The organism is Achromobacter dolens (genome assembly GCF_902859745.1).
In the GTDB taxonomy this organism is placed as follows: Bacteria; Pseudomonadota; Gammaproteobacteria; order Burkholderiales; family Burkholderiaceae_B; genus Achromobacter; species Achromobacter dolens.
Map to the genome: position 1 here is coordinate 37,397 of NZ_CADIJW010000044.1, position 11,746 is coordinate 49,142.

The 11,746-nt window shown below is 69.1% G+C and carries 10 protein-coding genes; 8 read left to right on the top strand and 2 right to left on the bottom strand.

From position 1 onward, the window contains the following. Entirely contained in the window at positions 1-891 is an 891-nt protein-coding gene (locus HV783_RS23210) for an ABC transporter permease (protein WP_235432759.1), read from the bottom strand. Positions 892-894: 3 nt separating this feature from the next. After that, on the bottom strand, positions 895-1,902 hold the full coding sequence (locus tag HV783_RS23215; RefSeq protein WP_175189938.1) for an ABC transporter substrate-binding protein: 1,008 nt from the start codon (positions 1,900-1,902) through the stop codon (positions 895-897). A gap of 279 nt (positions 1,903-2,181) precedes the next feature. On the opposite strand from HV783_RS23215, the gene HV783_RS23220 reads away from it, so the two are divergent. From HV783_RS23220 to HV783_RS23255, 8 genes are all read left to right on the top strand, one after another. Continuing rightward, positions 2,182-3,093, top strand: a complete 912-nt coding sequence (locus HV783_RS23220; protein ID WP_049072905.1) for a LysR family transcriptional regulator — start codon at positions 2,182-2,184, stop codon at positions 3,091-3,093. Between the two features lie 121 nt (positions 3,094-3,214). After that, a complete protein-coding gene (locus HV783_RS23225; RefSeq protein ID WP_054503110.1) occupies positions 3,215-3,883 on the top strand; it encodes a DUF4286 family protein in 669 nt (222 codons plus the stop codon). Positions 3,884-3,927: 44 nt separating this feature from the next. After that, the gene (locus HV783_RS23230) at positions 3,928-5,247 is read left to right on the top strand and encodes an MFS transporter (RefSeq protein WP_175189939.1); all 1,320 of its coding nucleotides are present in this window, start codon (positions 3,928-3,930) and stop codon (positions 5,245-5,247) included. Positions 5,248-5,525: 278 nt separating this feature from the next. Continuing rightward, on the top strand, positions 5,526-6,824 hold the full coding sequence (locus HV783_RS23235; RefSeq protein WP_116791918.1) for an imelysin family protein: 1,299 nt from the start codon (positions 5,526-5,528) through the stop codon (positions 6,822-6,824). Further along, positions 6,821-8,332, top strand: coding sequence for a di-heme oxidoreductase family protein (locus HV783_RS23240; RefSeq protein ID WP_175189940.1), 1,512 nt, complete (start codon positions 6,821-6,823; stop codon positions 8,330-8,332). The genes HV783_RS23235 and HV783_RS23240 overlap by 4 nt, the downstream gene beginning before the upstream one ends. Beyond that, positions 8,332-9,420 carry an imelysin family protein gene (locus HV783_RS23245; protein ID WP_175189941.1) on the top strand — a complete coding sequence of 363 codons (1,089 nt, stop codon included), beginning with the start codon at positions 8,332-8,334 and terminating at the stop codon, positions 9,418-9,420. Before HV783_RS23240 ends, HV783_RS23245 begins: the two co-directional genes overlap by 1 nt. Before the next feature lie 10 nt (positions 9,421-9,430). Beyond that, positions 9,431-10,606, top strand: coding sequence for a DUF1513 domain-containing protein (locus HV783_RS23250; protein ID WP_175189942.1), 1,176 nt, complete (start codon positions 9,431-9,433; stop codon positions 10,604-10,606). A 169-nt stretch (positions 10,607-10,775) separates the two neighbouring features. Beyond that, positions 10,776-11,624, top strand: a complete 849-nt coding sequence (locus HV783_RS23255) for a mechanosensitive ion channel family protein (RefSeq protein WP_054503106.1) — start codon at positions 10,776-10,778, stop codon at positions 11,622-11,624. The last annotated feature ends 122 nt before the right edge of the window (positions 11,625-11,746 follow it).

The following is an 11,746-nucleotide window of genomic DNA, read 5'->3' on the forward strand; positions in this document are numbered from 1 at the left end:
TTATCGGCCGCTCCAGTGGACCACGCGCTTTTCCAGCACCAGGAAGAGGATGTTGAGGACGTAGCCGAGCGCGCCGGCGGCCAGGATCGAGGCGTACATGTCGCGCACGTTCAGCACCTGCTGGGCGTTGATGATGCGGTTTCCGAGCCCGCTGTCCGAGCCGATGAACATCTCGGCCACGATCACGATGACCAGCGCCATCGACACGCCGCTGCGCAGGCCGACGAAGGTGGGCTGCAGGCTTTCCCAGATCAGCACGTCCTTGAAGATCTGCCAGCGCGAGGCGCCCATCACCCGCGCAGCCATCACGCGCTGCTTGCGCGCATTGATGACGCCGTAGGCGCTGTTGAACAGGATCACCAGCACCGCGGCGAAGGCGGCGATGGCGATCTTGTTCATGTCGGTCACGCCGAAGATCATCAGGAACAGCGGGATCAGCGCCGACGACGGCGTCGAGCGGAAGAAGTCCACCAGGAATTCGACGCTGCGGTAGGCTTTTTCATTGCTGCCCAGCAGCACGCCCAGCGGCACGCCGATCACGCCCGCGATGACAAAGGCCTGCAGCGTGCGGCTGACCGAGGCCAGGAAGTCGCCCAGCAGCGGGCCGCCGGCCATGCCCTTGGCCAGGGCCACCAGCGTGGCGCCGGGCGTGGGCAGCAGCACCGGGCTGACCAGTTGCAGGCGCACCACCAGGTCCCACACCACGTACAGCGCCAGCGGGCCGATCAGCGGCAGCAGGCGCGCGGCGGTCCAGGTGCGCGGCGGGCGCGAGGCGGGGGCGGTTTTGCCCGGCGACCCGGCGGCAGGCAGGGCGGCCGCCGACGCGACCGCCGCGTGGCTGGCGCCGCCGGCCGGGGCCGCGCTGGCGCGGTTGGCGTTGATCGCGTCCATGGCTCAGCCCTTGTACAGCATCGAGGCCACGTCCACCTTCTGCGCGAAGATGCCCTTGTCGGCGAACAGGTCGAAGAATTTCTGGAAGTACTGGATGTCGCTGGGGGTGAACTCGTTGTAGAGCGTATAGGCGGCCAGCGGCACGGCTTCGGTCATGGGGCCTTCGATGGCGGTGTAGCCCTTCATGAAGGGGCGCGCCTCGTCGGGCTTGGTGCGGATCAGCTCGATGCCGCGGGCGTAGGCGGCGATGAATTTCTTGCTTTCCTCGGGATGCTTCTTCAGGAACGCGGTGGTCAGCGAGGCCGAGCCGCCGAACCACGGCGCCATCGGATCGCCCAGCACGTATTTGGCGATCACGCCCGCCTCGAGCACGCGGGTGGTGCCGTTCAGGCGCCCGACCGTGCCGGTGGGCTCGAGCGTGTAGCACGCGTCCAACTGGCCGGCGGCGACCGCGGCGACGTGCTGGCTGATCGCCAGCTCGACCACGGTCGCCCCGGTTGCGCCGGCGCGCTCCAGCACTGCTTTGGCCAGCGTGGCATTCTGGATGCCGGGTCCAGAACCGACCTTTTTCCCCTTGAGGTCTGCGATGGATTGGATGGGACTGTCTTTCGAGACGATGAACTCGTCCAGCACGTTCTTGGCGTTGCTGGGATTGGAGGCGAAAATCTTGAACAGGCCGGGCGAGGCGATCTCGCCGATGGCCAGGTTGGCCGAGCCGGTGCCGTTGGCGCTGCCGTCGGCGCGGCCCGCGAGCATGGCTTCCATGACCTGCTGCGCGCCGGCGAACTTGAGCGCCTCGACATTCAGGCCGGCTTCCTTGAAGTAACCCTTTTCGATGGCGGCATAGAACGGCAGGCCGGCCGCGACCGGCCAGTAGCCGATGCGGATGACCGGGCCCGATTGCGCGCGCACCAGGGCGGGCGCGGCCAGCGCGGCGGCGCCCAGCGCGGCGCCCTGCATCAGCCGGCGGCGGGTGGCGTTGAAAGCGAAGGGCGCGGGGCGGTCGGTCATGCGGGACTCCTGGTCGGGAAAAGAATGGGCGCTTGTAGACAAGCTTGCATACCAGTCCTTCAAGCAAGACCCGTGCCAACCTTCGCGGACCCGGTTTTTCGCCATGATGGGGCGATCCTGGCGCCTCGCGTGAACCAAGCTGGTGCATGTGGCACCGACAGGGGGCGCGCCTGGCGTCGTGGCGCGGCCGGCCCGCCAGGCGTTAGGATGTGCACAGGCCGGGGCTGCCGCCCCGCCGTTATCGGAAGGGCGCGTCATCGGGCGCGCCGTGGCGTGGATATGAATACCCGTTTTGTCGAAGCATTCCTGTGGTCCGCCCGGCTGGGCAGTTTTCGCGCGGCCAGCGACCGCCTGCACATCACGCAGGCCGCGGTGGCCAACCGCATCGCCTCGCTCGAGGAGGACATCGGCGCGCGCCTGTTCGAGCGCGACGCCAAGGAGCTGCGGCTGACGGCGGTGGGCACGCGCCTGCTGGACTATGGCGAGCGGCTGATGCAGTTGCGTCAGCAGATCCTGTCGCTGGGCCGCACCGGCGACGAGGTGTTCGGCCTGGTGCGCATCGGCGCCATCGAGACGGTGGTGCACACCTGGCTGATCGGCTTTTTGACCAACCTGCGTTCCACCTATCCGGGCATCGAGGTGCAGTTGACCTCGGAGACCACCCGCGCGCTGCACCGCGGCCTGCGCGAAGGCACGCTGGACATCGCCTTCCAGACCGACCTGCTGACCGATACCGGCGTCATCAGCACGCCGTGCCTGCCGATGGAGATGGGGTGGGTCGGGCCGGCCGGCGACGAGGAATCGCTGTCCGTGCAGCAGTTGCTGAGCGAGCCGGTGCTGACCATGAGTCCCGGCTCGCAGCCGCACGAGGCCCTGAAAGGGCTGTTCCGCGAAGCCGGCCTGCCCTTGGGCAAGGTGCATTGCGTCAGCTCGATCTCGGCGCTGGCGCGGCTGGTGCGCAGCGGCTTTGGCCGCGCCCTGGTGCCGCTGCCGCCGATCTACGAATACGTGGCGCGCGGCGAGGTGCAGATGATCCGCTGCGACGTGCCGGTGCCGCCGCAACTGCTGGTGGTGAGCTACCTGGAGGGCGCCGGTTCGGATGCGATCCGGCTGGTGGCCGAGCTGGCCTGCCGCGCCTCGGATCAGTACACCGCGTCGGTCACGCCGCCAACATTCGGGTCCGCGCAATAGCGTTATCCCTAGGTCGGCTTTCAGTAATTCTGTTGCCGGCGCGAAAAATTACTCGTTTGTCGGAGTTGGCCCCGCCGGCCGAAGATGAATCCCTTCCGTTATCGAAGGGATTTTTCTTTCCATGAGCCAAGCCTCCACTCCGTCCACGCCCCACGGCATGCTGTTCGTCGCCTGCGACGTCGATCCCGCCTTCGAAACCGATTTCAACCGCTGGTACGACCGCGAGCACGTCGAAGAGCGCGTGCGCATCCCCGGCTTCCTGTCGGGCGCACGCTATTTCTCGCGGTCCGGCGGCCGCAAGTACCTGGGGCTGTACCGCACGGCATCGCTGGGCGCGTTCACCACCGCCGACTACCGCGCCGCCTTCGAGCGCCAGACGCCGTGGTCGGTGGCCAACCTGGACCGCATGCGCGACCCGATGCGACGCGTCTGCGCGGTGCAGGCCGTGACCGGGTTCGGCAGCGGCAGCCACATCGCGGTGCTGCCGCTGGTGTTCGGCGGCGATGCCGGGGCGCTGGTGGCGCGGGCGGCTGAGGCGGGCGCGGCGCTGGCGCAGGTCGATGGTTTCGTTCAGTCCTATTTGTTGGCGCCGGATGCGGCCTTGAGCGGCCCGTTGCCGCGAGAATCCACCGAGAACCGCCGCCTGGATCCGCTGTTCGTGGTCGAGGCCAGCTCGGCCGGCGCCGCGCAGGCCCTGGCCGAACAGGCCGCCGGCGCCTTCGGCATCCGCGCCAGCGATGCCTGGCAACTCGAACTGGGCTGGAAGCTGGCGGCCGCCGACCTGCGCTGACACGGCGCCGCCGTCCACACACATCACGAACATGGGGAAACACAATGGCTGAAAACACCTTGCGCGCTCCGGCGGCCGCCCACGGCGGCGCGGCGCCGGACAAGATGAAGAAACTGGCGATGGCCAGCTCGGTCGGCACCACGCTGGAGTGGTACGACTTCACGATCTACAACCTGATGGCGGCGCTGGTATTCAACGCCATCTTCTTCCCGTCGTTCGACCCGCTGACGGGCACCATCCTGGCGTTCTCGACCTATGCCGTGGGCTACGTCTCGCGGCCGCTGGGCGGCTTCGTCTTTGGCCACCTGGGCGACCGCCTGGGGCGCAAGTTCGTGCTGGTCGCCACGCTGGTGATCATGGGCGTGTCGACGGGCCTGATGGGCATGCTGCCCACCTATGCCAGTTGGGGCGTGTGGGCGCCGGTGGCATTGGTGGCGCTGCGCTTCATCCAGGGCGTGGCGCTGGGCGGCGAGTGGGCCGGCGCGGTGCTGCTGTCGATGGAACACGGCAAGCCCGACCAGCGCGGCCGCAATGCGTCCTTCACGCAGGTCGGGCCGTCGTGCGGCACGCTGATCGGCACCGGCTTCATCGCGCTGATCTCGCTCTGGCTCACGCCCGAGGAATTCCAGGCCTGGGGCTGGCGCGTGCCGTTCATGTCGAGCGTGGCGCTGGTGCTGTTCGGCCTGTGGCTGCGCCGCGGCGTCGAGGAAACGCCGGTGTTCCTGGAAATGGAACAGAAGCGCGAAACCGCCAACACCCCGATCAAGGAAGTGCTGGTGCAACACTGGCGCCAATTGCTGGTGGCCGGCGGCTCGCGCATCGGTTCGGACGTGCTGTACGCGCTGGTGGTGGTGTTCACGCTGACCTACGTGACCACCGTGCTGCACCTGTCGCGGCCGCTGGCGCTGGGCGCCACCATGCTGGGCGCGGCGCTCAATGCCATCGCCGTGCCGCTGTGCGGGCATCTGTCGGACAAGATCGGGCGCCGTCCCGTGTACGTGGCCGGCGCGGTGCTGGGCATGGTCTGGGCCTTCGTGTTCTTCACGCTGATGGACACCGCGCATCCCATCGCGATCTGCGCCGCCGTGGTGGTCGGCCTGCTGATCCACGCGATGATGTACGGCCCGCAGGCCGCCTTCATCACCGAGCAGTTCCCGGGGCGGGTGCGCTACGCCGGGTCGTCGCTGGCCTACACGCTGGCCGGCATCGTCGGCGGGGGCTTCGCGCCGCTGATCATCGCCAGCCTGTTCAAGTCGTGGAGCTCGACCGTGGCGGTGTCGCTGTACGTGGCCGCCGCGCTGGTCGTGACCGCCATCTCGGTGCTGGCCGCCAGGGAGACCGCCAAGGCGCCGCTGCAACGCTGAGCGCGGGGCCGGTCTGGCCGGCTTCTCCTGCCTGCGCCCGGGCTTGCCCGGGCTTTTTTGCGTCCATTCCGCGCGCGGCTGTCTGACGGCCGTTGCGGCCGCGAGGCCGGAAAACGACGGGAAGGGGCGCGTTTTCATGCATTTTCGTTCGGAGAAATGTCAGCTATCTGACTTTGCGCTGAATAACAAACGAAAATTGTTTACACTCGCATCCACAAAATTCAAGTGTGGACCGGGTCGCCGCGGGGCGAATCCGGTCCGAGTTACGGGAGAAAGTGATGCGCAAGTTGTTGTTGGGGGCGGCGCTGGCCGTCGCGGCATTCGGGGGGGCGGCGCACGCCGCCACGCAGCCCAAGGCCGTGGTGACGAATTACTCGGACCTGGCGCTGGCCGGCTATGAAGACGCGCTCACTTCCGCCAAGGCGCTGCGCGAGGCCGTCAACGCCCTGGTCGCCAAGCCCAGCGCGGACACGCTCAAGGCCGCCCGCCAGGCCTGGCTGGACGCGCGCGTGCCGTACCAGCAGACCGAGGCCTTCCGCTTCGGCAACCCGATCGTCGACGACTGGGAAGGGCGTGTGAACGCCTGGCCGCTGGATGAAGGCCTGATCGACTACGTCGACGCCTCCTACGGCACCGAGAACGACGAGAACGCCTATTACGCGGTCAACGTCATCGCCAATTCCAAGATCTCGGTGGGCGGCAAGACCGTCGATGTCAGCGAGATCACGCCCAAGCTGCTGTCCGAGGTGCTGCACGAGGCCGACGGCAACGAGGCCAACGTGGCCACCGGCTACCACGCCATCGAATTCCTGCTGTGGGGCCAGGACCTGAACGGCACCGGCCCGGCGCCGGCCGACCGCAAGGGCACGCCGCAGGAACGCCACGCGGGCAACCGTCCGCACACCGACTACGACGTCAAGCAGTGCACCGGCGGCAACTGCGAACGCCGCATCGCCTACCTGAAGGCCGTGACCGACCTGCTGGTGACCGATCTGGAAGAGATGGTCGGCAACTGGAAGAAGGACGGCGCCGCGCGCAAGGCCGTGGAAGAAGATCCCAAGGCCGGCCTGGTGGCGATGCTGACCGGCGTGGGCAGCCTGTCGTACGGCGAACTTGCCGGCGAGCGCATGAAGCTCGGCCTGATGCTGCACGATCCCGAGGAAGAGCATGACTGCTTCTCGGACAACACCCACAACTCGCACTTCTACAACCAGATCGGCATCCGCAACGTCTACCTGGGCGCGTACACCCGCGTCGATGGCAAGCAGGTGTCGGGCGCCAGCCTGTCGGAACTGGTCAAGGCGCGCGATCCCAAGCTGGACGCCGAAGTGCGCGCCAAGCTGGACGCCACCGTGGCCGCCATGCAGGCCATGAAGACCCGCGCCGAGACGGTCGAGACCTATGACCAGATGATCGCCGACGGCAACAAGGAGGGCAACGCCGTGGTGCAGGCCGCCATCGACCGCCTGGTCGACCAGACCCGCAGCCTGGAGCGCGTGATCGCGCTGCTGGACCTGGGCAAGGTCGCCATCGAAGGTTCCGACAGCCTGGACAAACCCGACGCCGTATTCAAGTGAAGCTCGTATTCGCCGCCGTACTGGCGGCGTCGGCCCATGCCGGCGCCGCTCCGACCGCGCCCGCCGGGCGCGACGACCTGAGCGCCGAGGACCTCAAGCGGGTCCTCGCCATCACCGCGCCGACCCGCGATTTCTCCAAGGCCGAGACCTTCGAGACCATGCAGGCGGGCGCCACCACCACCAACAAGCTCATCAACGCCGACATTTTTTCGCAGCCGTCGGCCAACATGAGCTTCGAGCGGCGCCAGGAATTCCAGGTCGGCAACGGCCTGTTCCGCAAGGACTGGGTCTCCGCGCCGGCCTCCACGCAGGCCTCCGACGGCCTCGGCCCGCTGTTCAACGCGCGGTCCTGCCAGGCCTGTCATACCAAGGACGGGCGCGGCTCGGTGCCGGGCTTCGATCCGCTAGAGCGTCCCGACGCCGTGGCATTGCTGTTGCGCCTGGCGGTGCCGGAAGGCCCGGACCGCGGCCATCCGCGCCTGGCGCCGGGCGAGATCGCGCTGCTGCCCGAGCCCGTCTATGGCGTGCAATTGCAGAACTTCGCGGTGGCCGGCCTGCCGGCCGAAGGCCGCATGGAAATCGAGTACACCCCAGTCACCGTCAAGCTCAATGGCGGCGAGACCGCCACGCTGATGAAGCCGGCCTACCGCATCGACAACCTGGGCTACGGCCCGATGCGCAAGGACACGCAGATCTCGCCGCGGCTGGCGCCGCCGATGATCGGCCTGGGCCTGCTGGAATCGATCCACGAGGCCGACATCCTGGCCAACATCGGCGCCGACAAGCGCGACGGCATCGTCGGCAAGGCCAACTGGGTCATCGACGCGCGTACCGGCCAGCGCGCGCTGGGCCGCTTCAACCTGAAGGCCGGCCAGCCCACGGTGGAGCAGCAGAGCGCCGCCGCGTTCTCCAACGACATGGGGCTGTCGACGCCGCTGTTCCCCAACCACTACGGCGACTGTACGCCGGCGCAGCCCCAGTGCCTGAAGATGCCGCACGGCGCGCAGCCGCGTTTCGGTCCCGAGGAAGTGCCGGCCAAGCTGATGGACTTCGTCACCACCTATTCCACCAACCTGGCGGTGCCGCAGCGGCGCGATGCCGACGACGCCCGCGTGCTGGCCGGCAAGAAACTGTTCTACGAGGCCAACTGCGTGGCGTGCCACGTGCCCAAGTACGTCACCAGCCGCAACGCGAAGCAGGCCGAGCATCGCTTCCAACTGATCTGGCCGTACACCGACATGCTGGTGCACGACATGGGCGATGACCTGGCCGACGGCGTGTCCGATGGTTCCGCCAACGGCCGCGAATGGCGCACCCCGCCGCTGTGGGGCATCGGCCTGACCAGGACCGTCAATCCCACCGCCACCTGGCTGCACGACGGCCGCGCCCGCACGCTGCTGGAGGCGGTGCTGTGGCATGGCGGCGCGGGCCAGCCGGCGCGCGACCGCGTGGTGGCGATGACGCCCGAAGAACGCGCCGACCTGATCCGTTTCCTGGAGTCGCTGTGATGGCTATCCTTGTTGCACGCTGGCGCGCGCCGGCCCTGGCCGCCGCACTGGCGCTGGCCTGGCCGTTGGCCGCCGGCGCCGAATTGCCCGCCGACCTGGGCGAGCGCCTGGCGCACGGCTATGCGCGGCCGGCCGCCGCCGGCATGGTCGCCGCCGCGACCGATCTGGACGGCGCGCTGGGCCAGTGGTGCGGCAAGCCGGATGCGGCCGGCGCCAAGCGGGTCGAAGCGGCTTTTGCCGACCTGGCCCTGGCGTGGGCGCGCCTCGAACCGCTGCGCTTCGGGCCGTTGGTTCAGGCCAACCGCTACGAGCGCCTGGCGTTCTGGCCCGACACGCGCGGCGTGATGCCGCGCCAGGTGCAGGCCGTGATCGCCGCGCAGGATGCCGACCTGCTCAAGCCGGGCGCGCTGGCCGGCCGCAGCGTCGCGGTGCAGGGGCTGCCGGCATTGGAATTCGTGCTGTATGGAGAGCCGGCGCTGCTGGCGCAGCAAGGCGCGCCCACGTTTGCCTACGCTTGTGGCTACGCCCGGGCCGTGTCGGCCAACGTCGCCGCGATCTCGCGCGACGTGGCGCAGGCGTGGGATGCCAAGGCCGACTTCGGCCGCCAGTTCGCGCAGCCGCGGGCGGGCAATGATCTCTACCGCGATCCGCAGGAAGTGGCGGCCGAAGCCATGAAGGCGCTGTCCACCGGCCTGCAGTTCGCGCGCGACGTGAAGCTGCTGCCGGTGCTGGGCGATTCGGCCGACGGCGCCCGGCCCCGGCGCGCCGCGTTCTGGCGCAGCGGGCTGTCGACGCGCACGCTGGCCGCCGGCCTGGAGGGCCTGGCGGCGTTCTATCAGGCGGGCGGCTATGCCTTGCCCGAGGGCGAGGACTGGATGGCGGGCGCGGTACTGGCCGAAGTGGGCAACGCGGCGCGCGCGCTGCGCGAGGTGCCGGCGCCGCTGGAGCGGGCGCTGGGGGATGCCGAAGGGCGCCGCCTGCTGGGCCTGGCGGCGTTGACCCTGAAGAACGCCAAGGCCATCGTCGACCAGGACCTGGCGCCGGCGCTGGGCGTGACCATCGGCTTCAATGCGCTCGATGGCGACTGAGCGCGACCGCATGCTGACCGACATTGCGCGCGATGTGCGGGCCGGCAACGCGCCGGCGCGCCCCGCGCGGCGCGATTTCCTGGCCTGGGGCGCGGGCGGCGCGCTGGGCGCGGCTCTCGGGTGGCCGCGCCCAGCGCCGGCCGCCCCCGGCGAGGATGCCCAGACGCGCTATCTGGCGGCGCGGCAGCGCGGCGGTCGCGACGAGACGGTGGTGCTCGATGGCGCCGGACAGGACCGGCACGTGGTGCCGATGCCCGCGCGCGGCCACAGTTTCGCGATCGACGCGCCCGCCGAACGCGCCGTGGTGTTCGGCCGCCAGCCGGGCTTCTTCGCGCTGGCGTTCGACCTGCGCGGCGCCCGCCCGCCGCTCGAACTGCCCTTGCCGGAAGACCGCCATTTCTTCGGCCACGGCGCCTATTTCGACGGCGGCCGGCTGTTGGCCGCGACCGAGAACGATTTCGACGGCGGCCGTGGCGTGCTCGGCATCTACAATGCCACGCCGGGCGGCGGCTACCGCCGCATCGGCGAATACGACAGCGGCGGCATCGGGCCGCACGAAGTGCTGTTGATGCCCGACGGCAAGACGCTGTGCGTGGCCAACGGCGGCATCCTGACCCATCCGGACTACGGCAAGCTCGAACTGAACCTGGACACCATGCGGCCGTCGCTGGCTTACCTGGACGCGGCCAGCGGCGCGCTGCTGGAGCGGGTCGAACTGGCGCCTGACCTGCATCGTCTGTCGATTCGCCATCTCGCGCTGGCGGGCGATGGCAGCGTCTGGTTCGGCTGCCAATACATGGGACCGGCCGGCGACCGTCCGGCGCTGGTGGGGCGCCACCGGCGCGGCGCGCAGCCGGTGCTGTTCAGCGGGCCGGCGGATACGTTGCGCGCGATGCGCAACTACATCGGCTCGGTGGCGGCGGACGCGGCCGGCGCGGTGATCGCCACGTCCAGCCCGGTGGGCGGGTGGGTGCTGTACTGGGATGCGGCCAGCGGCCGCTGCCTGGGCGAGACCCGCCTGGCCGATGGCTGCGGCGTGGCGCCGGCGACGGACGCGGGCTTTCTGGTCAGCAGCGGCCTGGGCGCCATGGTGCGCACCGACGCGGCGGGCGGCGAGCGGCCGGTGCTGGCGCCGTCGCGCGAACGCTCCTGGGACAATCATTTCCGCAAGGTCGCGGCCGCTTGAGGCGGCCCGCGCCGCGCCCCCCGGGGCGATGCGGCGCATGCGATGGCCTGCCACGGCGCGCAGGATGCCTTACAAAGCTTGACATACCGGCCCCCCGTCGCGGCCCTTTCCGCAAGACGCATCTGATAAAGTTTTCGGCTGTCTTTTTTTGCAAGAAGGAGCGACAACGATGGAAGACGCGTTGAAGGAATTCAATGCCTGGGCCCCCAGGCTGGTGGACCTGGGCATCAATCTGCTCGTGGCCTTGCTGATCCTGGTCATCGGCTGGTGGGTCTCGGCCTTGCTGGGCCGCTGGGTGCGGCGCATCGCCACGCGTTCGAGCAAGATCGATCCGACCATCGTGCCGATGTTCTACAGCACGGTGGTCTGGACGGTGCGCATCTTCACGTTGATCGCGGTGCTGGCGCGTTTCGGGGTGCAGACCGCCAGCCTGATCGCGGTGCTGGGCGCCGCCGGCCTGGCCGTGGGCCTGGCGCTGCAGGGCACGCTGCAGAACATCGCGGCCGGCATCATGCTGCTGATCCTGCGGCCGGTGCGCGCCGGCGAATACGTCGGCCTGAGCACGGGCGCGGAAGGCACGGTCGAAGAGGTCGGCCTGTTCCTGACGCGGCTGGTCCAGGTCGACGGCATCCACCTGACGCTGCCCAACAGCACGGTGTGGAACGCCACCATCACCAACTACAGCCGCAACAAGACGCGCCGCCTGGATATCCCGGTGCCGGTGCGCTATGGCGATGACCTGAACGCGGTGCTGGCCAAGCTGCAGGACATCGTCGCGTCCAATCCCAACGCGCTGAAGGATCCGCAGCCGCTGGTGAAGGTGGTGGACTACAAGGAAAGCGGCGTGGTGGTGAACGTGCGCGTGTGGGCCGAGGCGGCCAAGTACTGGGACCTGCGCTGGGGCCTGTACCAGGACATCCGCCTGTCGCTGGAGGCCGCGGGCTTCCAGGCGCCGATCCCGCTGCGCGAGATCCAGAATCCCAAGGCCAGCGAGCCCAAGGCAGGCGCCGCTGTCTGAGCGTATGGCCGTGACCCGTCCTGCCCTAGGTTGACACCTACGGGACGGTATCCGTAGCGATTACGGACTGAGCACCCGATGAACTTCATCGGGTGTTTTGCATTGTAGGGACAGATGTGGGC